This window comes from Falsiroseomonas tokyonensis (assembly GCF_019024325.1).
GTDB lineage: Bacteria > Pseudomonadota > Alphaproteobacteria > Acetobacterales > Acetobacteraceae > Falsiroseomonas > Falsiroseomonas tokyonensis.
This window is the reverse complement of the sequence record NZ_JAFNJS010000001.1, coordinates 35,691-58,073: the sequence shown is the minus strand read 5'-3', so window position 1 is coordinate 58,073 and position 22,383 is coordinate 35,691. Positions and strand designations below refer to the sequence as shown.

General features: G+C 72.0%; 22 protein-coding genes. 12 read left to right on the top strand and 10 right to left on the bottom strand.

Going from position 1 to position 22,383, the window contains the following annotated elements; all coding sequences use genetic code 11:
- From radA to J3S20_RS00250, 9 genes are all read left to right on the top strand, one after another.
- Positions 1-1,428 carry a DNA repair protein RadA gene (gene radA / locus J3S20_RS00290; RefSeq protein WP_216833691.1) on the top strand — a complete coding sequence of 476 codons (1,428 nt, stop codon included), beginning with the start codon at positions 1-3 and terminating at the stop codon, positions 1,426-1,428.
- Positions 1,429-1,482: 54 nt separating this feature from the next.
- Complete coding sequence (locus J3S20_RS00285; RefSeq protein WP_216833690.1) at positions 1,483-2,457, top strand: NAD-dependent epimerase/dehydratase family protein; 975 nt, start codon at positions 1,483-1,485, stop codon at positions 2,455-2,457.
- A gap of 67 nt (positions 2,458-2,524) precedes the next feature.
- On the top strand, positions 2,525-3,085 hold the full coding sequence (locus J3S20_RS00280) for a CvpA family protein (protein ID WP_216833689.1): 561 nt from the start codon (positions 2,525-2,527) through the stop codon (positions 3,083-3,085).
- Between the two features lie 9 nt (positions 3,086-3,094).
- Complete coding sequence (gene purF / locus J3S20_RS00275) at positions 3,095-4,579, top strand: amidophosphoribosyltransferase (RefSeq protein WP_216833688.1); 1,485 nt, start codon at positions 3,095-3,097, stop codon at positions 4,577-4,579.
- A 68-nt stretch (positions 4,580-4,647) separates the two neighbouring features.
- Positions 4,648-5,379, top strand: a complete 732-nt coding sequence (locus J3S20_RS00270) for an SDR family NAD(P)-dependent oxidoreductase (RefSeq protein WP_216833687.1) — start codon at positions 4,648-4,650, stop codon at positions 5,377-5,379.
- Between the two features lie 7 nt (positions 5,380-5,386).
- A complete protein-coding gene (locus tag J3S20_RS00265) occupies positions 5,387-6,151 on the top strand; it encodes a substrate-binding periplasmic protein (RefSeq protein ID WP_216833686.1) in 765 nt (254 codons plus the stop codon).
- Positions 6,152-6,239: 88 nt separating this feature from the next.
- Positions 6,240-7,235: an aldo/keto reductase gene (locus J3S20_RS00260; RefSeq protein WP_216833685.1), complete on the top strand. Its 996-nt coding sequence runs from the start codon at positions 6,240-6,242 to the stop codon at positions 7,233-7,235.
- Between the two features lie 10 nt (positions 7,236-7,245).
- On the top strand, positions 7,246-7,842 hold the full coding sequence (locus J3S20_RS00255) for a TetR family transcriptional regulator (protein ID WP_216833684.1): 597 nt from the start codon (positions 7,246-7,248) through the stop codon (positions 7,840-7,842).
- A gap of 54 nt (positions 7,843-7,896) precedes the next feature.
- A complete protein-coding gene (locus tag J3S20_RS00250; RefSeq protein WP_216833683.1) occupies positions 7,897-8,301 on the top strand; it encodes a host attachment family protein in 405 nt (134 codons plus the stop codon).
- 18 nt (positions 8,302-8,319) lie between these two features.
- On the opposite strand, the gene der is transcribed toward J3S20_RS00250, so the two are convergent.
- From der to J3S20_RS00235, 3 genes are all read right to left on the bottom strand, one after another.
- On the bottom strand, positions 8,320-9,654 hold the full coding sequence (gene der, locus J3S20_RS00245) for a ribosome biogenesis GTPase Der (protein ID WP_216833682.1): 1,335 nt from the start codon (positions 9,652-9,654) through the stop codon (positions 8,320-8,322).
- 96 nt (positions 9,655-9,750) lie between these two features.
- On the bottom strand, positions 9,751-11,082 hold the full coding sequence (locus J3S20_RS00240; RefSeq protein WP_216833681.1) for an outer membrane protein assembly factor BamB family protein: 1,332 nt from the start codon (positions 11,080-11,082) through the stop codon (positions 9,751-9,753).
- Positions 11,079-11,729 carry a tetratricopeptide repeat protein gene (locus tag J3S20_RS00235; RefSeq protein WP_216833680.1) on the bottom strand — a complete coding sequence of 217 codons (651 nt, stop codon included), beginning with the start codon at positions 11,727-11,729 and terminating at the stop codon, positions 11,079-11,081. Before J3S20_RS00235 ends, J3S20_RS00240 begins: the two co-directional genes overlap by 4 nt.
- Before the next feature lie 97 nt (positions 11,730-11,826).
- On the opposite strand from J3S20_RS00235, the gene J3S20_RS00230 reads away from it, so the two are divergent.
- Positions 11,827-12,213, top strand: coding sequence for a hypothetical protein (locus J3S20_RS00230; RefSeq protein ID WP_216833679.1), 387 nt, complete (start codon positions 11,827-11,829; stop codon positions 12,211-12,213).
- 20 nt (positions 12,214-12,233) lie between these two features.
- Here J3S20_RS00230 and J3S20_RS00225 read toward each other — a convergent pair whose 3' ends face one another.
- Together J3S20_RS00225 and J3S20_RS00220 are read right to left on the bottom strand one after the other, a co-directional pair.
- Complete coding sequence (locus J3S20_RS00225; RefSeq protein WP_216833678.1) at positions 12,234-13,472, bottom strand: hypothetical protein; 1,239 nt, start codon at positions 13,470-13,472, stop codon at positions 12,234-12,236.
- Between the two features lie 303 nt (positions 13,473-13,775).
- Entirely contained in the window at positions 13,776-15,098 is a 1,323-nt protein-coding gene (locus J3S20_RS00220) for a dihydroorotase (RefSeq protein ID WP_216833677.1), read from the bottom strand.
- A gap of 172 nt (positions 15,099-15,270) precedes the next feature.
- Between J3S20_RS00220 and J3S20_RS00215 the strand changes: the two genes are divergently transcribed.
- Positions 15,271-15,744, top strand: a complete 474-nt coding sequence (locus J3S20_RS00215) for a cupin domain-containing protein (RefSeq protein ID WP_216833676.1) — start codon at positions 15,271-15,273, stop codon at positions 15,742-15,744.
- Between the two features lie 141 nt (positions 15,745-15,885).
- Here the strand turns inward: J3S20_RS00215 and asnB are convergent, their stop codons facing one another.
- From asnB to J3S20_RS00200, 3 genes are read right to left on the bottom strand one after another with little or no spacing between them, the layout of a single operon-like run.
- Positions 15,886-17,649, bottom strand: coding sequence for an asparagine synthase (glutamine-hydrolyzing) (gene asnB, locus J3S20_RS00210; RefSeq protein ID WP_216833675.1), 1,764 nt, complete (start codon positions 17,647-17,649; stop codon positions 15,886-15,888).
- Positions 17,650-18,699, bottom strand: coding sequence for a glycosyltransferase (locus J3S20_RS00205; RefSeq protein ID WP_216833674.1), 1,050 nt, complete (start codon positions 18,697-18,699; stop codon positions 17,650-17,652).
- Positions 18,696-19,598, bottom strand: coding sequence for a glycosyltransferase family 9 protein (locus J3S20_RS00200; RefSeq protein ID WP_216833673.1), 903 nt, complete (start codon positions 19,596-19,598; stop codon positions 18,696-18,698). The genes J3S20_RS00205 and J3S20_RS00200 overlap by 4 nt, the downstream gene beginning before the upstream one ends.
- A gap of 94 nt (positions 19,599-19,692) precedes the next feature.
- Between J3S20_RS00200 and ygfZ the strand changes: the two genes are divergently transcribed.
- Positions 19,693-20,517: a CAF17-like 4Fe-4S cluster assembly/insertion protein YgfZ gene (ygfZ, locus tag J3S20_RS00195; RefSeq protein WP_216833672.1), complete on the top strand. Its 825-nt coding sequence runs from the start codon at positions 19,693-19,695 to the stop codon at positions 20,515-20,517.
- A gap of 10 nt (positions 20,518-20,527) precedes the next feature.
- Here the strand turns inward: ygfZ and J3S20_RS00190 are convergent, their stop codons facing one another.
- Together J3S20_RS00190 and J3S20_RS00185 are read right to left on the bottom strand one after the other, a co-directional pair.
- The gene (locus J3S20_RS00190; RefSeq protein WP_216833671.1) at positions 20,528-21,151 is read right to left on the bottom strand and encodes an isochorismatase family protein; all 624 of its coding nucleotides are present in this window, start codon (positions 21,149-21,151) and stop codon (positions 20,528-20,530) included.
- Positions 21,148-22,347 (bottom strand): FAD-dependent oxidoreductase, encoded by a 1,200-nt coding sequence (locus tag J3S20_RS00185; protein WP_216833670.1) that lies wholly within the window; start codon positions 22,345-22,347, stop codon positions 21,148-21,150. Before J3S20_RS00185 ends, J3S20_RS00190 begins: the two co-directional genes overlap by 4 nt.
- Between the last annotated feature and the right edge of the window lie 36 nt (positions 22,348-22,383).

The following is a 22,383-nucleotide window of genomic DNA, read 5'->3' as shown; positions in this document are numbered from 1 at the left end:
ATGGCCAAGCCCGTCTCCCGCTACGTCTGCCAGGCCTGCGGCGCGCCGCACCCGAAATGGCAGGGCCGTTGCGATGCCTGCGGCGAGTGGAACACCCTCCAGGAAGAAGTCGCCGAACAGCGCGGCCCCGGCCCGGCCGCCAAGGCCGCCGGCGGGCGGCGGGTGGAATTCGTCGGCCTCAAGGGCAAATCCGCCCCGCCGGCCCGCATCCTGACCGGGATCGCGGAGCTGGACCGCGTGCTCGGCGGTGGGCTGGTGCCGGCCTCCGCCGTGCTGGTCGGCGGCGATCCCGGCATCGGCAAGTCCACCATCCTGCTGCAGGCCGCCGCCCGCATCGCCTCCTCCGGCCGCCGCAGCCTGTACATCTCGGGCGAGGAGGCGGTGGAGCAGGTGCGGCTGCGCGCCGCGCGCCTCGGCCTGACCGATTCCCCCATGGGCCTGGCGGCGGCCACCAGCCTGCGCGACATCGTCGCCAGCCTGGAGGGGGAGGGCGATGTGGCGCTGGTCATCATCGACTCGATCCAGACCGTCTGGCTCGATGCGCTGGACTCCGCGCCCGGCACGGTCAGCCAAGTGCGGGCCTGTGCCGCGGAATTGATCCGCCTCGCCAAGGCGCGCGGCTTCGCCATCGTGCTGGTCGGCCATGTCACCAAGGAAGGCACCCTGGCCGGGCCGCGGGTGCTGGAGCACATGGTCGATGCGACGCTCTATTTCGAAGGCGATCGCGGCCACCAGTTCCGGATCCTGCGCGCCGTGAAGAACCGCTATGGCGCGACGGACGAGATCGGGGTCTTCGAGATGACGGAGCGCGGGCTGGTCGAGGTGGCCAATCCCTCCGCCCTCTTCCTGGCGGAGCGCCGCGGCAATGTCTCCGGCAGCGCCGTCTTCGCGGGCATCGAGGGCACGCGGCCGGTGCTGGTGGAGGTGCAGTGCCTGCTCTCGCCGAGCTCGGGCGGCAGCCCCCGCCGGCAGGTGGTTGGCTGGGATTCCGGGCGTTTGGCCATGCTGCTGGCGGTGCTGGAGACGCGCTGCGGCCTCGGCGTCGGCATGAACGACGTCTATCTGAACGTGGCCGGCGGGCTGCGCATCGCGGAGCCCGCGGCGGATCTCGCCGTGGCGGCGGCGCTGATCTCGGCGGCCACCGACCGGCCGACCGACCCCGGCGCGGTCTATTTCGGGGAGGTCGGCCTGTCGGGCGAGGTGCGCCAGGTGAGCCAGGCCGAGACCAGGCTGAGGGAGGCCCAGAAGCTCGGCTTCACCGCCGCCACCCTGCCGCGCCGGGTCGCGCGGGGCAGCGGCACCCCGCCGGCGCTGCCCGGCCTCAAGCTTTCGGAGACCGGACATCTGGCGGATCTTGTCGCCATTTTCGCCGCGAAGACGGTGAAGCGCCCGCCGGCGGCCGAAGCTTCCGGCGCGCCCAAGGCTTGACGTGGAGGCCCAGCTGACGGCGGTACAGCGACTTTAGGAGGGAATCGAGACAGGATGACGATTCTCGTCACGGGAGTTGCGGGTTTTGTCGGATCGCATGTCGCCGCCGCGCTGCTGGCGCGGGGCGAGCGCGTGATCGGGCTGGACAACGTCAACAGCTACTACGACGTGACGCTGAAGGAGGCGCGGCTGGCCCGGCTGAAGCCGCGGCCGGGCTTCACCTTCCTGCGCCTGGACCTGGCGCAGCGCGACGCGGTCTTCGAGGGCCTGGCGCCGGAACTGGCCGGCATCACGGAGATCATCCACCTGGCCGCCCAGGCCGGGGTGCGGCATTCCATGATCGACCCCTATGCCTATGTGGCCTCCAACGTCATGGGCCATGTGGTGCTGCTGGAGGCGGCGCGGCGCATGCCGGCGCTGCGGCACCTGGTCTATGCCTCCTCCTCCTCGGTCTATGGCGGCAATACGAGGCTGCCGTTCCGGGAGACGGATCCGGTGGAACTGCCGGTCTCCCTCTACGCCGCGACCAAGCGGGCGGATGAGCTGATTGGGCAGGCCTATAGCCACATCTACGGCCTGCCGCAGACCGGGCTGCGCTTCTTCACCGTCTATGGCCCCTGGGGCCGGCCGGACATGGCCTATTACAGCTTCGCCCGCGCCATCGCGGCCGGGGAGCCGATTACCCTGTACGAGGGCGGCGAGCTGAAGCGGGACTTCACCTATATCGACGACATCGTGCAGGGCGTGATCGGCTGCCTGCCGCATCCGCCGGCGAATGGCGACCGCGCCCGCCTGCTGAACATCGGCAACAACCGGGCGGAGCGGGTGCTGACCCTGGTGCGGCTGCTGGAGGAAGGCCTCGGCCGCCGCGCCATCATCCAGGACGCGCCGCGCCCGGTGGCGGATGTGGAGGAAACCTTCGCGGATATCTCCGCCATCCAGGCGCTCGCCGGCTTCGCGCCGACCACGACCCTGACGGAGGGAATCCCGAAGTTCGTGGCCTGGTTCCGCGACTGGCACGGGGTGTGAGGTGGCTGTCGCGCGGCGCGCCGCGCCACCATGACACCCGCCCCCCCGCCCGCTATAGGCTCGCGCGATGACCTGGGTTGATGCCGTCGTCCTCGCCGTGCTGCTGCTCTCGGCCGGACTCGCCTATTTCCGCGGATTGGTGCGCGAGGTTCTGGGCATCGGCGCCTGGGCGGGGGCGATCGTGCTTGCGCTGGTCGCGGAACCCGCCGTCACGCCCATCATGGCGCAGCATATCGAACTGCCCTGGCTGGCCACCGGTGTCGCCGTCGGCGCCGTCTTCCTGGTGGTGCTGATCATTCTCAAGCTGCTGATCGCTTGGCTGGCCGGCCATGTGCAGCGCTCGGCCCTGGGTGGCGTGGATCGCGTGCTTGGCCTGGTCTTCGGACTGGCGCGGGGTGCTTTCGTGATCGTGATCGCCTATATCGTGGCGGGCCTGGTGCTGCCTGCGACGGATCGCTGGCCGGACCCGGTCCGCCAGGCGCGGTCCCTGCCGCTTGCGGCGAAGGGGGCGGCCTGGGTGGTGGAGCATCTGCCTGAAGAATTCCGCCCGCGCCTGCCGGAAGGCACGGGTCGCCAGGACCCCAGCATGGACCAGCTGCTTCGCCCCCCCGCGCGCAGCCGGATCTGAAGGACGCGCATGACCCAGGCCAGCCAGTGGGATATCGGTGACGATGACCATCCGCATGAGGAATGCGGCGTCGTCGGGGTCTGGGGCAGCGCCGATGCCGCGGCGCTGACCGCGCTCGGCCTGCATGCCCTGCAGCATCGGGGGCAGGAGGCGGCGGGCATCGTCTCCCTGGCCGGGCAGGGGGGCAGCCAGGGGCAGTTCCACGCCCATAAGGGCCGCGGCCTGGTCGGCGACAATTTCGGCGATGCCGCGGTGATTGCCCGGCTGCCGGGCCATGCCGCGGTCGGCCACAACCGCTACGCCACCACCGGGGAAACCGCGCTGCGCAATGTGCAGCCGCTTTATGCCGATTTCGAATTCGGCGGCTTCGCCGTGGCGCATAACGGCAACCTGACCAATGCGCATGTGCTGAAGCGCGCCCTGGTGCGCCGCGGCTGCCTGTTCCAGTCGACGACGGATTCCGAGGTCTTCATCCACCTCATCGCCATCAGCCTGTATTCCACCGTGATCGATCGGCTGATCGATGCGCTGAAGCAGGTGCAGGGCGCCTACAGCCTGGTCGCGCTGCACAATGGCGCGCTGATCGGCGCGCGGGATCCGCTGGGCGTGCGGCCGCTGGTGCTGGGCAAGCTCGCCGCCGGCGGCCATGTGCTGGCCAGCGAGACCTGCGGCCTGGATATCGTCGGCGCCGAATTCGTCCGGGACGTGGAGCCGGGCGAGATCGTGATGATCGACGATGCGGGGGTGCGCTCCATCCGCCCCTTCGCCCGCCCGGCCAACCCGCGCTTCTGCATTTTCGAGTACATCTACTTCGCCCGCCCCGATTCCATCGTGGAAGGCACCCCGGTCTATGACACGCGCAAGCGCATCGGCGCGGAGCTCGCGCGCGAGTCCGGCGTCGAGGCCGATGTCATCGTGCCCGTGCCGGACAGCGGCGTGCCGGCGGCGATGGGCTATGCGACGGAAGCCGGCATTCCCTTCGAGCTCGGCATCATCCGCAACCATTATGTCGGCCGCACCTTCATCGAGCCGACGGACCAGATCCGCAACCTCGGCGTGAAGCTGAAGCACAGCGCCAATCGCAGCATGATCGAGGGCAAGCGCGTGGTGCTGGTGGACGACAGCATCGTCCGCGGCACCACCAGCCGGAAGATCGTGGAGATGGTGCGCCAGGCCGGGGCGACGGAGGTGCATATGCGCATTTCCTCCCCGCCCACCACGCATTCCTGCTTCTACGGCATCGATACGCCGGAACGCGCCAAGCTGCTGGCGGCGCAGCACGACGTGGCGGAGATGGCGCGCATCATCGGCGCGGACAGCCTGGCCTTCATCTCCCTCGATGGCCTGTATCGCGCGCTCGGCAAGCCGGGGCGGGATGCGGCGGCGCCGTCCTATTGCGACGCCTGCTTCACCGGCGACTACGCCATCCCGCTGACCGATGCGCAGGACAATTCCGAACGTCCGCTGCCGCTGCTGCAGGTCGCCAACCGGTAGCCGGACCCACTGCGCGGTCGGCCGCGACGTCACCCCCATCGCTGCGCCTTTCGAACTGGGACCCTGCCGTGAGCCTTCCGCTTGAGAATCGTGTTGCCCTGGTCACCGGCGCCTCCCGCGGCATCGGCGCCGCGCTCGCCGTGGAACTGGCGCGGATGGGCGCGCAGCTCGTGCTCATCGCCCGCACCCAGGGCGGGCTGGAGGAGACGGATGACGCGATCCGCGCCGCCACCGGCCGCGGCGCCACGCTGCTGACGCTGAACCTGCACCGGGATGCGGAAAAGCAGCTGGACCTGATCGGCCCTTCGATCATGGAACGCTTCGGGCGGCTGGACATCCTGGTCCACAATGCCGGCGTGCTGAACAAGCTGACCCCGGTGGCGCATATCGAGCCCAAGGACTTCGCCGAGACGGTGGGCGTGAACATGGCCGCCGCCTGGCGGCTGATCCGCACCTGCGACCCGCCGCTGCGCGCGGCGGAGGCCGGGCGCGCCGTCTTCGTCACCACCGGTCGGGTGCTGCGGCCCAAGGCCTATTGGGGCCTCTATGGCGCCACCAAGGCGGGGATGGAGCACCTGGTGCAGACCTGGGCGCAGGAAGTGGCGAGCACGAAGCTGCGGGTGAACCTCTTCGACCCCGACATCGTCGCCACCAAGCTGCGCGCCCAGGCCATGCCGGGCGAGGATCCCGCCACGCTGACCCAGCCGGCGGAGGTGGCGCCGGCGCTGGCCGCGCTCTGCCTGCCGAGCGAGACCCGCAACGGCGAACGGGTGGTCTTCGTGCCGCCGCCGAAGCACTGAGCGCAGGATGGCACCCGCCCTGAAGCGCCGCGGCCTGGCCGCCCTCGCCTCGGGGCTGGCGCTGCCCCTCCTGGCGCTGCCCCGCCTGGCGCGGGCCGATGCGCCGCTCGAGGTCATCGCCTCCGACATCCGGCCGCTCTCCTTCCCCGGCACCGACCCTTCCACCCCAGGGCGGCGCGGCATCACGCTCGACATTCTGGCCGAGGCCATCCGCGCCATCGGACGCAGCCCCCGCTTCACCTTCCTGAGCTTCGGCGATGCGGTGGACCGCGCGCGCAGCGTCCCGGGCACGCTGATCTGCCCGCTCGGCCGCACCCCGGCGCGGGAGGCGCAGTTCACCTGGGTGGCCAAGGTTGTGGAGGTGCCGCAGGCCATGGGCACGCTGCCGGGGAAGCCGGTGCTGGACCTCGAAGGCGCGCGCGCCGTGCCCCGCATCGGCGTGGTGCGCAACGGGCTGCAGGAGGTGTTCCTGCGGCAGAACGGGCTGGACAATCTGCTTGTGCTGGAGACCGGGCGGGACCTGGCCCTGGCGCTCGCCGAGGGCCGCATCGCCGCCTGGTATGCGACGGAGCCCGAAATCCACCAGCAATTCAACGCAATCGGCCGCCCCGGCGGCGTCCGCACCGGCCCCGCCTTGCAGAGCATCGCCGCCTGGCTCGCCGCCCATCCGGACCCGCGCGACCAGCCCATCGCGGCGCTGCGCGGCGCCATGGCGCGGCTGGAGGCGGATGGGACGGTGGCGCGCATCTATCGGAGCTATGCCAGCGGCTGAGCGCTTTTCTTAGAATGACAAAATCTGTCTCTTGTCATTCGTCATGCTCGCGGCTATCTCCCCGTCACCCCAGTGACGGAGCCATCCCATGGAATACCGCAACCTCGGCCCCAACGGCCCCCGCGTCTCCGCCCTCGGCCTCGGCTGCATGGGCATGTCCCATGCCTATGGCCCCTCCGACGAGGCCGCCTCCATCGCCACCATCCATGCGGCGCAGGAGGCCGGGATCACCTGGCTGGACACCGGCGATTTCTACGGCATGGGCCACAACGAGATGCTGCTGCGGGAGGCGCTGAAGGGCGGCCGCCGCGACCGCGTCTTCCTGGCCGTGAAGTTCGGCGCCCAGCGCGACCCGACCGGCGCCTTCATCGGCTTCGACACCCGCCCCGCCGCGATCAAGACCGCGCTGGCCTATACGCTGCAGCGCCTCGGCACCGATCATATCGACCTCTACCAGCCCGCCCGCCTCGACCCCGCCGTGCCGATCGAGGAGACGGTGGGCGCGATCGCGGATCTGGTGGCGGCCGGCTATGTCCGCCATATCGGCCTGTCCGAGATGGGCCCCGCCACCATCCGCCGGGCGCATGCCACCCACCCGATCGTCGCGCTGCAGATCGAATATTCGCTGATGTCGCGCGCGCCGGAGGCGGAGATCCTGCCGGTGCTGGAGGAACTCGGCATTGCGCTGAACCCCTATGGCGTGCTGTCCCGCGGCTTGTTGGGCGGCAGCCTGCCCGCCGGCCGCGGCGACTTCCGCACCCATTCGCCGCGCTTCCAGGGGGAAAACCTGGCCCGCAACCGCAAGCTGGCCGAGGCCCTGGCAGCCTTCGCGGCGGAGCGCGGGGCGACCGCGGTGCAGATGGCCTTCGCCTGGGCGCTGGCGAAGGGGAAGCATGTCGTCCCGCTGGTCGGCGCCCGCACCCCGGCGCGGCTGCAGGAAGCGCTGGGCGCGCTGGAACTGCGGCTGACGCCCGAGGACATCGCCGCGCTGGAAGCGGCCGTCCCGGCCGAGGCCGTGGCCGGCACCCGCTATCCGGCGGAGCATATGGGCTCTCTGGACAGCGAGCGCCGCACGGCTGCATGACCAGGATGCGATGACCGATTCCGCCACACGCGACCCCGCCGCGCTGCGTATGCTGGATGCGGCGGAGGCGCTGATCCGCCGCCATGGCCCGGCCAAGGCGACCGTGGTGGATGTCGCCCGGGCGCTGGGCATGAGCCATGGCAATGTCTACCGCCACTTCCCCAGCAAGGCCGCGCTGCGGGAAGCGGTGGTGGCGCGCTGGCTGCATGCGGTGGTGGAGCCGCTGGAGCCGATCCTGGCCGATCCCACCCCGGCGCCGGAGCGGCTGATCCGCTACATCCGCACCCTCGCCGGGCTGAAGCGCCAGAAGGTGCTGGGCGATCCGGAGCTTTTCGCCGCCTACCACCTGCTGGCCGAGGAGCACCGGGACGCGGTGGCCGCCCATGTCGCGACGCTGCGCGGCCACCTCGCCACCATCCTGCATCAGGGCACGGCGGCGGGGGATTGGCGCGTGGCGGACCCGGAGGGCACGGCGGTGCTGCTGCTGGAGGCCACCATGCGCTTCCACCACCCGCACCATGTCCGCGACCAGGCCGGGGACGAGACCGCCCCGGCGCGGCTGGAGGCGATCCTCGGCCTGCTGGTGAAGGGGCTGCGGCCGAACTGAGCGGGGTGCTGGCGCGTTGGTTTCTGATGCGGCCCTCGCCGTGCAGGAGTTCCCATGCAGCTTCCCAGCAATGCCTATGTCGCCGTCGCCGATGGCGAGAAGCTGAACCTGTTCCAGAACACCGGCGATGCCGGCGCGCTGCAGCTGACCGCGATGCAGGTGCCGGAGGTGGACAGCGAGAACAAGGGCTCCGGCGGCCGCCATGCCAGCAGCTCCGCCAACCCCTCCGACAGCCAGCAGGACGAGGACGGCTTTGCGGCGGGCGTGGCCGAGATGCTGAACAAGCAGGTCATGGCCGGCCATGTCGAGGGCCTGGTCATCATCGCCGCGCCGCGCACCCTCGGCGAACTGCGCAAGCACTACCACAAGACGCTCTCGGCCAAGCTGCTGGGCGAGATCCCGAAGGATCTGACCGGCCATTCCCTGAAGGACATCGAGGCCGCGATCGCGGCGGCCTGAGGCCTTCGGCCGGGGGGGCTACTCCTCCTCGGCGTAGGGATTGTCCGTCCCGCGCAGATGCAGCCGGATCGGGACGCCGGGCATGTCGAACTGCTCGCGAAAACTGTTCACCAGGTAGCGGCGGTAGTCCTCGGGCAGCTGCTCGGCACGAGTGCCGAAGACGGTGATGGTGGGCGGGCGGGCCTTGGGCATGGTGGCGTAGCGCAGCTTGATGCGCTTGCCCTCCACCAGCGGCGGCTGGTGGCGTTCCTTCATCGTCTCGAACCAGCGGTTCAGCTCGCCGGTCGGCACGCGACGGTTCCACAGCTCATAGACCGTGCGCACCGTCGGCATCAGCTTCTCCAGTCCCCTTCCATTCGCGGCGGAGATGGGGACCACGGAAATCCCCTTCATCTGCGCGAAGCTGCTCATCAGCGTGTCTTCGAGTTTTCTCCGGGTTGCCGTGCGGTCCTCGACGGCATCCCACTTGTTGAAGGCGATCACCAGCGCGCGGCCCTCGCGCTCCGCCAGCCGGCCGATCCGCAAATCCTGCTCGTCCATGCCCTGCAGGGCATCGACCACCAGGATCACCACCTCCGCCTCCTTCAGCGCGGCGATGCTGGCCTCCGTCGACATCTTCTCGAGGTGCTTCTCGATGCGGGCCTTCTTGCGCAGCCCGGCCGTGTCGACGATGCGGATCGGGCCCTCGGCGTCGCGGAATTCGACGGCGATGGCATCGCGCGTCAGGCCGGGCTCCGGGCCGGTGATCATGCGCTCCTCGCCCACCAGGGCGTTCAGCAGCGTGGATTTTCCGGCATTCGGGCGGCCCAGGATGGCCAGCCGCAGCGGCCGCTCCCGGTCTTCCTTGCCCCGCCGCGGCTCCGCCTGCAGCCGGTCCCGCACCTCGTCGTGCAGATTCCCAAAGCCGTCGCCATGCTCGGCGGAGACGGCGATGGGATCACCGAGGCCCAGCTCATAGGCCTCCATGGCGGCTTGCATGCCGAGCCGCCCCTCGGCCTTGTTCGCCACCAGTAGCACGGGGCAGGGCGCCTTGCGCAGCCAGCTCGCGAAGGCGCGGTCGGCGGCGGTCAGGCCGGTGCGGACATCGACCACGAACAGCACCAGGTCCGCCTGGCGCAGCGCGCTTTCGCTACTCGCGGTCATGCGGCCGGCCAGCGTATCCGGCGCCGCCTCCTCCAGCCCCGCCGTGTCGATCAGCCGCACGGGCACGCCGCCGATCTCGGCCTCGACCTCCTTGCGGTCGCGCGTGACGCCGGGGGTGTCGTCCACCAGCGCGATCTTCCGCCCGGCCAGGCGGTTGAACAGGGAGGATTTGCCCACATTGGGCCGGCCGAGGATGGCGACGGTCTGCATGGTATTCCAAAGGTCCGCGCCGCGCGGTGCGCGCGGCCGGTCCCCTCATAGCACCGCGCGCGCCATATGGCCCGTGCGCGTCGCGAATGGCGGCCTTTAGCGCAGCCCCATCAGCGTGCCGTCATCGCCCAGCAGCACCAGCGTGCCCTGCGCCACCGCGCCCGGCAGGGTGACGCCGGCCGAAAGCGGCACGCGGCCGGCGATGCTGCCATCGCCCGGCGCCAGCATCAGCAGTTCGCGCTTGCTGGAGGGGACCAGCACGAAGCCGCCGGCCAGGATCGGCATGCCGAAGCGCGCCGCTTCCTCCCGCCGCCGCCCGCCTTCCGGCGAGGGGTCGAGCTCCCGGACCCAGCGGATGCGGCCATCCTCCCGCCCCACCGCCGCGGCCTCTCCAGCGCGGGTGACGGCGAAGACCCAGTCGCCGGTCGCCGCCGGGCCGGTGCCGCCGCCGAAGGTGCGTTCCCACAGCCGCCGGCCGCTGCGCAGGTCGACCGCGATGGTGGTGTTGGACAGGCCGGAGGCGAAGACGCGGCCGCGATCGATCACCGGCAGGCCGGTGATGCCGACGATATCGGCCAGGCTGGTGGCGCCGGTGGTGCCGAGGCCCTCGGACCACAGCACGCGGCCATCGGTGGCGCGCACCGCCGTCAGCTCCCCGGTGCCGAAGCCGGCCACCACCACCTCGCCCTCCACCGCCGGCGCGGGCAGGCCGAGCGGCAGGGTGGTCAGCGCGCCGGCGCGATGGGTCCAGAGCCGGCGGCCATCCTCCACGGACAGCGCCAGCAGGTGGTTCTCCAGCGTCACCACGAAGATCCGGCCGCCCGCCACGGTTGGCGCGCCGCGGGTCGGCGCCGGCGTGCGGACGCGCCAGCGCACCGCGCCATCCTCGGGTGACAGGGCCAGCACCTCCGCCATGCCGGTCGCGACATAGAGCACGCCATCGGCGAAGGCGGCGCCGCCGCCCACCGTGCCGGCGCTTTCATCCTCCGGCGTCGTCTCCACCCGCCAGCGGCGGCTGCCATCAGCCAGCGCGAAGGCGGAAACCTGGCCGGAGGCATCGACTGCATAGACCGTCTCGCCGGCGATCACCGGCCCGGCGGTCAGCTGGGACCGGTAGCCGGAGCCGCCGCCGATCGAGGCGCGCCAGGCCTGGCGCGGCTCCGCGCCGAACTGGGCATGGCCGGGCGCATGGCTGGGCGTGCCACCCGTCTGCGGCCATTCCGCGAACGGGCTGGGCGGCGGCAGGGAGACGCTGCCCTCCGCGCTCGTATCGGCTTCCAGCGGCGGATCGGCGCGCAGCACGCTGCGACGTTCCCCGGGCAGCGGCACCTTGCGGCTGCCCCAGATCCCATCGAGCGCCGAGCAGCCGGAGAGCAGGGCAGCCGCGCCCAGCAGGCCGGCGCGGCGGGAGACAGAATGATTCATCATGAGCCGAGCCCCGCCGCCAGCCGCTGCGCGCGTTCGCGCAGCCCGGGTGTCGCCGCCGCATCCGCGGCCAGCGCCTGCAATTGCTGCCGCGCCTCCGCCGTTTCGCCGCGGCGGATCGCGACCAGCGCCGCCAGTTCGCGCGCTGGCGCCTGCCAGGCATTGCCCGGCTGGGTCAGCGGCGTGATCCGGGCCGCGAGCTGCGCCGGGTCCCCGGTCTCCAGCGCATGGCCGACATAGAGAAGGTTTGCCAGATCCCGGTACAGCGTCTCGGCCCCCGTATCGCCTGCCAGCTGGTCCCACAGCGCCAGGGCGGCGGCGCGGTCGCCGGTCTCCGCCTTCAGCGCCGCGGCGCGCAGCCGGGCCAGGGTGCGATAGCCGTCGGGCGCTTCCCGCGCCAGGGCGGCGAAGCCATCCGCCACCGCCGGCAGGTCGGCGCCGGGGGCTTCCGCGGTGCGGTGCAGGGCGAGGAAGGTATTGGCGGCGGTGGCGGCCTGCCGCGCCTCGTTCCAGCGCCAGGCCTGCAGGCCGCCGACCGCGGCCACCGCCACCAGCACGACGCCGAGGGCCAGCCCGCCCCAGCGCTTCGCCAGGCGGCGGGCGCGATCGGCGCGGAGGTCTTCCTCGATCTCGTCGAAGATATCGGGCACGGGCAATCCTCTGGTCGGAAGCAGGTCTGGTCAGCCGGGGGCCGGACCATAGCCGCGTGTACAGGCCACGTTAAGCCCGCCCGCCTACCCTGCCCCCATGCGCCGCCCCGCCGCCCGCCCCGATCCTGCGCAGACCCGGCCGCCGAGGGTGGCCCGGACCGGGCTGCTGCTGGCCGTGCCCCTGGCCCTGCCCCTTTTGGCCGGCTGCCAGATCGGCCCCACCGTCAGCGCCACCGCCGGGCCGGTGCTGGTGGCCAGCGGCGCCTCCCTGATCCTGACCGGGCGGACGCCGGTCGATCATGTGGCGAGCTGGGCCACCGGCCGCGACTGTTCCCTGGTGCGGGTGGAGCGGCGTGAGAGCTGGTGCGCGCCGGAGCCCTCGCCGCCAACGCCGCAGCCCTTCTGCACCCGCTCCCTCGGCGCCGCCGATTGCTGGACGGTGCCGCCGCTGACCGGCCAGCGGGGCGTGGCGGATCCGCCCTGAGGGAGCGCTTGTGAGGCGCTTCAGGCCAGCGGGCCGCGCCAGAGCTGGATGCCAGGCTGCGCCGTCGTCACCGGCAGGCCAGGCTGCAGGCGGGCGGGGCGTTCCGCGACCAGCTTCCATTTCGCGGCGCCGAGGCCCTTGATGGCCGCCGCTTCCTGGGCGCGCGTTTCAAGCCGCAGCATCATCCAGCGTACCCGCGCATCCAGCAGCGGCTGGGCGCGCTTGAGCAGGCCGCCAATCACCCGCGGCCCGCTCACCCGGACATAGTCCCAGGCCTCCTGCCGCTCCAGCAGCCCCTGCACAAGGGCGCCGCCTGGCGGCAGGCTGTCCGGGTCGGTGGTGACGGCCGCCTGCAGCAGCCGCGTCTCGCCGGCCTGCAGCCCCTTCGCCTCCAACGCCGCCAGCAGCCGGCGGAAATTGCCGGGATGTGACTCCGTCGCATGCAGCACCGGGGCCAAGCCGCGGCCGCGGGCGGCGAGGGCGCCGGCGAGCGGCAGATCGGCCTGCGACGCGCCGAGGAACAGGGCGCGCCAGCTTTCCTTCGCCTCGTCCAGGCTGCGCGCCAGGCCCAGCCAATCCGCGCCATCCCCCGCCGCCTCGGCCGGCATGGCGCTGCCATGCACCGCCTCATAGGCGGCTGCGATCTGCGCCGGGGCGAGCGGGTCCGCGTCGGGCTCCGCCGGCTTGGCGGGAGGGGCGAGGCGAGGCTTCGAAGGTGGCACCGGGGCCTGGGCGGCGGATTTGAGTACCGGCTTGCTGGCCAGGATCGCCTCGGCGCTGGCCAGCGCCTGTGCGGGCGCCGGACCGGGCAAGGGGGCCTCGGATATCGGCGCCTCGGGGGTGGGCGGGGCCTGGGGCGGCTGCAGGGGCGCGGCGCCGAGCGCGCTGAGGAGCGGACCTTCCCAGATCGCCGGCGCCGGCTGCGGCGGTGCCTGCTGCGCCAGGAAGGAGAGCAGGCCACCGGAAGGGGCCGCGGGTTCCGCGGGCGGTGCGGGGCGCGGGGCGGGCGGCAGGCCAGGCGGCAGGCCAAGCGGCAGGGCGGGCGGCGCGGCGGGGGCGAGGTTCAGCAGCGCGGCCAGCGGGCCCAGCTCATGCACCGGCTGTGCCTGTGGCTCCGCCCGCGGCGGCAGGGCGGCCGCCAGCAGGCCGCGCGGCGGCGCTCCGGCAGGCTCGGCCGCCGCGGCGCTGAGCGCGGCGAGGGTGGTGCGGGCAGCGGCGGGGGGCGGGACGGGCGGCTTCGCGGCTGTGATCGCAGGCACGGAGTCCGCCGGCGGGATGGCAGAGGCCGGCTCCGCCGGTTGGGATGCAGGGGCCGGCTCCGCCGGTTGGGATGCAGAGGCCGGCTCCGCCGGTTGGGATGCAGAGGCCGGCTCCGCCGGCGGGGATGCTGAGGCCGGCTCCGCCGGCGGGGTGGGCTGGTCCGGCGCCAGGGAGGCCCGCAGCCGGGCCGCCCAATCCACGACTTGTTCGTCCTGCTGCGCCATCACCGCCTCCGCTTCCCGTGATCGGCTCTACCAGCCGCGCGAGGCCGTCTCAACCGCCCAGGTCATCCGCGCCGGCGATCAGGGGGCGAAGCGCGCGGGGGTGCCGAGCGGCTCGCCGAGCACCGCATCCTCCCGCATCACCGCCTGGCCGCGGATGATGGTCATCACCGGCCAGCCGGTGCAGCTCTGGCCCGCAAAGGGCGTCCAGCCGCAGGGCGAGGCGATCCAGCTTTCCTCGATGGTGCGGGTCTTCTTCATGTCCACCACGGTGAAGTCCGCATCGTAGCCCGCGGCCATGCGGCCCTTGCCGACCAGCCCATAGACCCGGGCCGGGCCGGCATTCAGCAGGTCGACCAGCCGGGGCAGGGACAGGCGCCCGGCATTCACATGGTCCAGCATCAGCGGCACCAGGGTCTGCACCCCGGTCAGGCCCGCGCCGCAATCCGGCCAGGGGCGTTCCTTCGCCGCGCGGCTGTGCGGCGCGTGGTCGGAGCCCACGGTGTCCACCGTGCCATCGGCCACCGCCGCCCAGGCGGCGGCCATGTGGCGCGCATCGCGGATCGGCGGGTTCATCACGGCATAGCCGCCGAGGCGGTCATAGGCCTCGTCCGTCTGGGTCAGGTGGTTCAGCAGCACCTCCACCGTGCAGACGTCGCGGAAATCCTTGAGGTAGGACAGTTCCTCGGCGGTGGAGACGTGCAGGATATGCGCGGGGCGGCCGGTCTTGCGGGCCAGCGCCATCAGGCGCCGCGTGCCAAGGAAGGCGCATTCCACGTCGCGCCATTCGGCATGCATCCGGTGCGGCATGCCGGTGGTGTAGGCGGGCTTGCGCGCCTGCAGGCGGTACTCGTCTTCCGAGTGGTAGCTGATGCGTCGGCGGCCGCTGCGCATCACGGCCTCGAGGCTCGCATCATCCTCGACCAGCAGGTCGCCGGTGGAGCTGCCGGCAAACACCTTCACGCCACACACATTCGGCTCGGCTTCCAGCGCGGCGAGCTCGGCGATGTTGGACTTGGCGGCGCCGACATAGAAGCCGATGTCGCACCAGGCGCGGCCGGCGACGAAGTCCCGCTTCCAGTCCAGCTTCTCCCGCGTCGTGATGGAGGGGTTGGTGTTCGGCATGTCGAAGACGGTGGTGAGGCCGCCGAGCACGGCCGCCTTGGTGCCGGTCGCGATGGTCTCCACCGCCGCATCGCCGGGCTCGCGCAGATGGACGTGGCTGTCGATCAGGCCGGGCAGCACATGCAGGCCTGTGCAGTCGATGGTCTCGGCCGTGGCGGCGGTGCGCAGGTCGCCGATGGCGGCGATGCGGCCGGCACGGACGCCGACATCGGTGGCCTCCATCCCCCAGGGCAGGACCACGGTGCCGCCACGCAGGACGAGGTCATAGGTCTGGGTCATGGCGGCGGTTTCCTCTGCTGTCGAGGTTTCTATAAGCGGCCTGGAGCGCGCGGCACAGCCACTCAGGGGCTGGCCGGGCGTGATGGCGGAGCGGACCTGACCGTTCCACGCTGGCACTGAGCTGGGAGATGTTGCAGGCTACCATCCCCACGAAGCGTCGGGCCCGAAATCCATGCCGACCGATCAGCGATCCTTGGAACAGCTTTGGTTCCTGAACACGCAGGTCATCCTGCGCATCCGCCACTCGGACGGGACCGATGGCCTATCGGTGCTCGAGCACCGCGTCCCCTTCGGCGATTCGCCGCCACTCCACATCCATCGGAACGAGGACGAGGTTTTCCACGTGCTTGAGGGGGAGCTACGCTTTCTTGCCGGCGGGCGGGAGGTCCGCGCCCGTGCCGGCGATAGCGTCCTCACGGTGAAGGGCGTCCCGCACACCTACCGGGCCGAGTCCCAAGAGGGAGCGCGTTTCCTGACGATCGTGCGGGGCGGCGATTTCGAGGGCCTCGTCCGCGCGCTCGGCCGACCGGCCGAACGGGACGGCCTGCCCGATGCCGCGGGGCCACCCTCGCCCGAGCAGGCCCAGGCGCTCGCCGAGGCCTGCCTTCGCCATGGTGTCGAGCTGGTCGGGCCGCCCCTGGGATAGAGCATTTTCAAGCCTTGCGGCTTCGCAAGGCGACTCGGAAAATACGTTGGGGAAAAGGCTAGAGCCGTTTCATCGTCTTCGCTTTCGGCGAAACGGCTCTCGCGGGCACGGACAACCTGCCCCTTCCCACGCGACACCCACTCACCCGCCCAGCACCTGCCACACATCCCCCGAAACATCCCGCCGCTCCACATGCGCGCGGTGCCACAGGGCGTAGAACAGCAGGTGCCAGGCGGCGAAGCCGCGGTGCTTGTCGCCGGCCGCATGGCGGAACAGGGCGGCGACGCGATCCGGCTTCGCCACCTCCGCCACCCCCGGCTGCGCCGCCACCAGCGGGCCGAGCCGGTCCCCCACGCCCCCGATCCAGGCCGCCACCGGCACCGTGAACCCCTGCTTCGGCGCAAAAGGTTTGGAGGCCGGCGCATGCCGGGCCATCCAGGTCCTCAAAAGCCATTTGCCGGTGCGGCCGCGCACCTTCAGCGAATCCGGCAGGCGGAAGGCGCACTCCGCCACGGCGGGGTCCAGGAAGGGCGTGCGGCCCTCCAGCGCATGCGCCATGAGGCAGCGGTCCAGCTTGGCCAAAAGGTCGTTTGGCAGCCAGTCGGCGATGTCGGCGGCCTGGGCGGCCTGCAGGCGGGAGCGGCCGGGCAGGGCGGTGGCGGCCTCGGCGGCGGTGATGCCGTCCCGCCAGGTGCGGGGCGCGTCGCGCAGCACGTCCTTCACGTGGTCGAAGGCCCCGGTGGCGCGCGGCCGGCGGCCCCAGAGCCACCAGGGGCGCATGGCGCTGCGGTAGCGGCCATAGCCGCCGAAGAGCTCGTCGCCGCCCTCGCCGGAGAGCACCACCTTCACATCCTGCCGCGCCCGGCTCGCCAGGAACCAGGTGGGGATGATGGCGTAGTCCGCCGCCGGATCATCCATCGCCGCCACGATTTTCGGCAGTTCGCGCCAGACCTCGGCCTCGGTCACCGTGATGGTGGTGTGCCGCGCGCCGTGGGCCTTGGCGGCGGCTTCGGCGGCGGCGCGTTCATCCGCCGCGCCGGGCACGTCGAAGCTGGCGGTGAAGGCGCGCACGGGCTGGCTGTTCAGCCGCGCCATCATCGCCAGCACGGCCCCGGAATCGATGCCGCCCGAGAGGAACAGGCCATAGGGCACGTCGGCGCGCTGGTGCAGGCGGACGCTGTCCTCGAAGGCGGCGTCCAACCGGGCGAGGGCCTCCTCCTCCGTCACCGCCACCGGCCCGCCCTCCGGCAGCGCGGCGCGGCGATGGCGTTCCACGATGGCGCCATCCGCGATCACCACCGTCTCGCCGGGAAGAATGCGAGAAATGCCGGCAAAGATGGTCTCGGCGCCGGTGGTGAATTGCAACTGCAGCAGCTCGTCCCGCGCCTCCGCCCGCACCACCGGCTGGACGAGCCCCGCGGCGAGCAGCGCCTGGGGTTCGGAGGCGAAGGCGATGCCGCCCGCGACCTCGGCGATGTACATCGGCTTGATGCCGAAGGGGTCGCGCGTCAGGATCAGGCGGCGCGTGGCGCGGTCGTGCAGCGCGATCGCATACATGCCGCGCATCGCCTGCGCCGTCGCCGCCACGCCGTCGCGGCGATAGAGGTGCAGCGGCGGCTCGCAATCGGACCCCGTCGCGCAGACCAGCGCATGGGCCTCGCGCAGCTCGATGTAGTTGTAGACCTCGCCATTGGCGACGAGGGTGGTGGGCCCGGCGAATAGCGGCTGGTCGCCGGTGGCGAGGTCGATGATGGCGAGGCGGTTATGCGCCAGGCCGACATTGTCCGCGATGTGCACGCCCTGCCCATCCGGCCCGCGATGCGCCAGCGCGGCCAGCATGGCGTGCAGGATCTTGGGGTCAGGCGTCAGGCCCTGCTTCAGGGCGAGGCCGGCAATGCCGCACATCTAGGCCGCTTCCCTTCGTGCCGCCGCTTCGTCGAGGAAGGCCGCCCAGGCGGCCAGGGCCGGCGCCTCCGCATGCCGGGCGATGAAGCCGGCGCGGCCGGCGGCGGCGAGGCGATCCGCCATGGCGGGGTCGGCCAGCAGCTGGCCGATGGCCTCGGCCAGCGCGGCATGGTCGCCGATCGGCACCAGCCGGCCCGTCTCGCCGTCCCGCATCACCTCGCGCGGCCCGTCCGCGGCGGTCGCCACCACGGGGCGATTGGCGGAAAAACCTTCCAGCACGACATTGCCCAGCGGCTCGATACGGGACGGCACGACCAGCATCCGGCTGGCCGCCAGCAGCGCCCCGACATCCTGGCGCCAGCCGAGGAAGGCCACCCGCCCGCCGAGGCCGAGTTCCCCCGCCAGCGCCTCCAGCGCCCCCCGCTCCGGCCCTTCGCCCGCCAAAGCGAGATGGACCTCGGCCGGCAGCCGCGCGACGGCACGCAGCAACGTGGCAAAATCCTTGTTGGGGTGGAGGCGGCCCATGGCCAGCAGCGGCACCGCGCCGGGCGGGAAGGGCAGGGTGGCGGGGGGCGCGCCGGCGAGGTCGGCGGCGAAATTCGGCATCAGCCGCACGCGATCCGCCGGCCAGCCCTGGCTCGCGATCCAGTCGCACAGGCCCTGGGTATTGGCGGCCAGCAGGTCGCAGGCGCCGTAGTGCCGCAGCGCATAGGCGCCGCCCAGCCTGCCGGCCATGGCCCAGCCATCGCCCGGCCGGGTCGCGGCGCGGGCAAAGCCGGCGGCGCGGTTCATCCAGGCGACCACCACCTGCGGCCGGAAGCCGAGCAAGGCGCGCCGCAGCCGGCCGGCCGTCAGCCAATCGAGCGGCCCGCCGAAGCCGAGTTGCAGCGGCGCCACGCCCCCTGCCTCGAGCCTTGCGGCGCGGCCGGGCTCGCGCCGGATGACCGCCAGCACGTCGAGGCCGGCGCGATGCTGGGCGAGGACGAGGCGCTCGAAGAAGCCCTCCGCCCCGCCCTGCACGGCGCCGGCCATGACATGCGCCACCCTCATGCGGCGAGCAGCCGGTTCGCGGCCGCCAGCACGCGGGATTGGGGCAGGTCGGTCATGGGGGATTCGAAGGGCGGGCCATCGGCCTCCACCGCCAGGGCACGCGGGCCGCAGGGGCCGTATTCGGCGGCGCTGCTGCGGCCGAACAGGCCAAGTGTCGGCGCGCCGGCGGCGGCGGCCAGGTGCATCAGCCCGGAATCATTGCCGAGGAACAGCGCGGCGCGGCGCATCACGGCGGCGACTTCCGGCAGGCTCAGCCTGCCGACGAGGTCCACGGCATCCGGGAAGGCGGCCAGCACCGGCGCGGCCATCTCGCGCTCCATCGTGCCCGGCCCGCCCAGTACCGCGATGCGCGCGCCGGCCAGCGCGCCGCCCGGTGCCGTCAGCGCCTGCGCCACATTCACGAAGCGCTCCGCCGGCCAGACTTTTTGCACCCAGTTGGCGGTGGGGCCGAGCACCAGCCAGGGGCCACCGGGCAGCAGGGTTTCCGCGCGCGTCTCATCCTCCGGCGCGGTCCAGACCACGGGCAGCGGCGGCGGCGCCAGGCCCATCAGCGCGCCGAGATGGGTCAGCCGATGCCCCGGCCGCCTGCCGCCCTTGCCGGTCAGGCGCTTGCGCGCCGGCACCATCCAGGCCAGCGCCGAGGCCCGCAAATCCACGACCAGGTCCCAGCGCGTGGTCGCCACCTGCCGCCAGAGATCCAGCCAATGCAGGGAGAAGCGGCGCTTGGCGAGGACGATCAGCCGCTCCAGCCCCGGCATCCGCGCAAAGACGCCGGCCGCGGCGGGGCCGCAGGCGACCGTGATCCGCGCCCCGGGATGGGTGCGGAGCAGATGGTCCAGCAGCCCGGTGGAAAGGACCGCATCGCCGATCCGGGTGGCGGTGACGAAAAGGATGCGCATGCAGGGCGCGCGCATAGCACACCCGCCGGAATCGCCCCAACCGGGCCCCCAAGGGGACATTGCATCGCCGCTTCGGCTCGCCCATCTGGGCTGCATGCCGATAGCCCATCTGACCGGACGTGGCGTTGTGGAGGTGACCGGCCCCGACCGCGTCGCCTTCCTGCAGGGCCTCGTCTCCAACGACATCGCCGCCGCCGGCCCGGGCCGGGCGGTCTGGGCCGCGCTGCTGACGCCGCAGGGCAAGTGGCTGGCCGATTTCTTCGTGATGGCGGAGGCCGAGCGCCTGCTGCTGGATGTGGAGGCGGCCCAGGCCGGGATGCTGATCCAGCGCCTGGCCCGCTTCCGCCTGCGCGCCAAGGTCTCGCTGCGCGATGCCTCGGCCGAATTCGCCGTCATGGCCGGCTGGGGCGACAGCGTGCCGCCGGCCGGCACGCTGGCCGCGCCGGATCCGCGGCTGCCCGAGGCCGGCTGGCGCTGCCTGTCGCCGGTGGGCCCGGCGGCCGATGCCGAGGAAGCGGAGTGGGACCTGCATCGCCTGCGCCTCGGCCTGCCCGATGGCTCGCGCGACCTGGAGCCGGAAAAATCCGTGCTGCTGGAAGGCGGCTTCGACGAGCTCGGCGGCGTGTCCTGGACCAAGGGCTGCTACATGGGCCAGGAGCTGACGGCGCGGACCAAGTATCGCGGCCTGCTGAAGCGCCGCATCGTGCCGGTGACGGTGGAAGGCGGCCTGCCGCCGCGCGGCACGCCGGTGCTGCGGGACGGGGTGGAGGTGGGCGAGATGCGCTCCGCCCGCGATGGCCACGGCCTGGCGCTGCTGCGGCTGGATGTGCTGGCGGCGGGCGGCGCGCTTTCGGCAGGTGGTGCCGTGCTGACGCCGCGCGTGCCCGGTTGGATGAAGCTGCCCGCCGCCGCGGAGTGATGCGGAGACCTTACCCCGCCGCCGCCTCGATCTCCGCCCGCGTCATCAGATCCGCGTATTTCTGGCCCATGTCGAAGAGGTTCGCCTCATGCGGCCCGATCGCGCGGTCGCCGACGCAGTCCGTCGCGACGATGGTGCGGAAATTGTGCTGCAGGCTGTCCACCACCGTCGCGCGCACGCAGCCGCTGGTGGTGCAGCCCGTGACCACCAGCGTGTCCGCGCCCTGGTAGCGCAGCCAGCTCGCCAGGTTGGTATCGAAGAAGCCGCTGGCGCCCTGCTTGCGGACGATGTGCTCACCCGCCACCGGCGTCAGCTCCGGCACGATCTGCGACAGCGGCGAATGTTCGGTCAGCTTCAGCAGCGACGGCGCCTTCAGGGTGAAGACGCCGGCATCCGAGCCGTCCTCGGCATAGACCACACGGGTATGCGCCACCGGCCAGCGATGGGCGCGCGCGAAGGCCAGCAGCTTCACAGTCTGCGCGATGGCGGGCGCGATATTGCCGCCGCCGAAATGCGCGGGATCGGCAAAGCCCACGACGAAATCCACCATGACCAGCGCCGGGCGCTGGCCCATGCCGGCGGATTTGCCCATGCCCTGGCGGTGGTAGATCTCGGCCTCGGGATGTCCGCTCATGCCACATTCTCCAGGTCGCGCAGGGATTGGATCATGGAAGAGCGCAGCAGATAGGCGCGGTGTTTTGCGGGATCCGCCACCGTCGCGCGCAGCTCCTCGTGATAGGCCTGGCGCGCCGCCGGGTCGCGCTGGTTCAGGATCTGCCGGTTGCGCAGCGCCTGCTGCTGCACGACGTCGAGCGCCACCTTGCGGCGCTGGCGCTGGTAGCGGCCCATGCTCTCCAGCGGCGCGCCCTGCCACACCTTGGTCAGCTTCTCCGCCAGGTTGAAGGCATCGTGGATGCCGCCATTCATGCCCATGCCGCCGAGCGGGTTGTTGATATGGGCGGCATCGCCGGCCAGGAAGATGCGGCCATGGACATAGTCGTCCACCACTCGCTCATGCACCCGGTAGCCGGTGCGATGCACCACCTCATACCCCGCCGGGTTGGGCACCACCGCCTGCAAGCGCGCATTCATCCGCGCCGGCGCCGTCATCGCTTCCTCCGTCTCGGTCGGATCGGTCGGGAACAGCACGCGCCAGAGGGACGCCGTGCGCAGCAGCACGAACCATTCCTCGGGGTCGGAGATGTAGGAGATATCCGCGAGGTCCGGGATCGCCTCGTGGAAGGGGAAGGTGGTCGACAGCGACAGGAAGATTTCCGGGATGGTCTGGCCACGGAATTCGGTGCCGACCGCGCGGCGCACGGCGCTGCGCGCGCCATCGGCGCCGATCAGGTAGGAGCCCGTCAGCTTTTCCGTGCTGCCATCGGCGCGCTCGATGGTCAGGGTCACGCCATCCGCGTCCTGCGCCGCATCGGCGGCGCGGGCGTCGTAGATGAAGGTGACGTCGGGATTCGCCGCCATGCGGTCGCGCAGCATCTGCGTCAGCCGCCACTGCTCGCATTGCAGCCGGTAGGGATGGTTCGTATCGGCCGAGAGAACGCCCATGTCGAAGGTGGCGATGGGGCCGGTGGCGCGGTCGCGGAACTGCCAGTTCGGACAGACCAGCCCCTGTTCGATCAGGCTGTCCACCACCCCGAACTTGCCGAGCATGTCGAGCGTCGGCGGGTGGAAGGTGGAGGCGCGGAGGTCGGTCGGCAGGTCCTTCGCCTGTTCCACCACGGTGACGGGAATGCCCTCCCCGGCCAGATAGGCGGCGGCCACCATGCCAACCGGGCCGGCACCGGCAATGAGGACGGGAAGCGGCTTGGTCATGCGGAGCCTCGGCTGTGTTGTCCGGACAATGACCTG

Excerpts from the sequence above, each read along its gene's own strand:
- purF (WP_216833688.1), top strand. The coding sequence starts at position 3,095 with ATGACCCAGGCCAGCCAGTGGGATATCGGTGACGATGACCATCCGCAT.
- J3S20_RS00265 (WP_216833686.1), top strand. The coding sequence starts at position 5,387 with ATGGCACCCGCCCTGAAGCGCCGCGGCCTGGCCGCCCTCGCCTCGGGG.
- der (WP_216833682.1), bottom strand. The coding sequence starts at position 9,654 with ATGCAGACCGTCGCCATCCTCGGCCGGCCCAATGTGGGCAAATCCTCC.
- J3S20_RS00200 (WP_216833673.1), bottom strand. The coding sequence starts at position 19,598 with ATGCGCATCCTTTTCGTCACCGCCACCCGGATCGGCGATGCGGTCCTT.
- J3S20_RS00230 (WP_216833679.1), top strand. The coding sequence starts at position 11,827 with ATGCGCCGCCCCGCCGCCCGCCCCGATCCTGCGCAGACCCGGCCGCCG.
- J3S20_RS00185 (WP_216833670.1), bottom strand. The coding sequence starts at position 22,347 with ATGACCAAGCCGCTTCCCGTCCTCATTGCCGGTGCCGGCCCGGTTGGC.
- J3S20_RS00190 (WP_216833671.1), bottom strand. The coding sequence starts at position 21,151 with ATGAGCGGACATCCCGAGGCCGAGATCTACCACCGCCAGGGCATGGGC.
- J3S20_RS00250 (WP_216833683.1), top strand. The coding sequence starts at position 7,897 with ATGCAGCTTCCCAGCAATGCCTATGTCGCCGTCGCCGATGGCGAGAAG.
- J3S20_RS00220 (WP_216833677.1), bottom strand. The coding sequence starts at position 15,098 with ATGACCCAGACCTATGACCTCGTCCTGCGTGGCGGCACCGTGGTCCTG.
- J3S20_RS00215 (WP_216833676.1), top strand. The coding sequence starts at position 15,271 with ATGCCGACCGATCAGCGATCCTTGGAACAGCTTTGGTTCCTGAACACG.
- J3S20_RS00260 (WP_216833685.1), top strand. The coding sequence starts at position 6,240 with ATGGAATACCGCAACCTCGGCCCCAACGGCCCCCGCGTCTCCGCCCTC.
- ygfZ (WP_216833672.1), top strand. The coding sequence starts at position 19,693 with ATGCCGATAGCCCATCTGACCGGACGTGGCGTTGTGGAGGTGACCGGC.
- J3S20_RS00255 (WP_216833684.1), top strand. The coding sequence starts at position 7,246 with ATGACCGATTCCGCCACACGCGACCCCGCCGCGCTGCGTATGCTGGAT.
- J3S20_RS00205 (WP_216833674.1), bottom strand. The coding sequence starts at position 18,699 with ATGAGGGTGGCGCATGTCATGGCCGGCGCCGTGCAGGGCGGGGCGGAG.
- asnB (WP_216833675.1), bottom strand. The coding sequence starts at position 17,649 with ATGTGCGGCATTGCCGGCCTCGCCCTGAAGCAGGGCCTGACGCCTGAC.
- radA (WP_216833691.1), top strand. The coding sequence starts at position 1 with ATGGCCAAGCCCGTCTCCCGCTACGTCTGCCAGGCCTGCGGCGCGCCG.
- J3S20_RS00285 (WP_216833690.1), top strand. The coding sequence starts at position 1,483 with ATGACGATTCTCGTCACGGGAGTTGCGGGTTTTGTCGGATCGCATGTC.
- J3S20_RS00280 (WP_216833689.1), top strand. The coding sequence starts at position 2,525 with ATGACCTGGGTTGATGCCGTCGTCCTCGCCGTGCTGCTGCTCTCGGCC.
- J3S20_RS00240 (WP_216833681.1), bottom strand. The coding sequence starts at position 11,082 with ATGATGAATCATTCTGTCTCCCGCCGCGCCGGCCTGCTGGGCGCGGCT.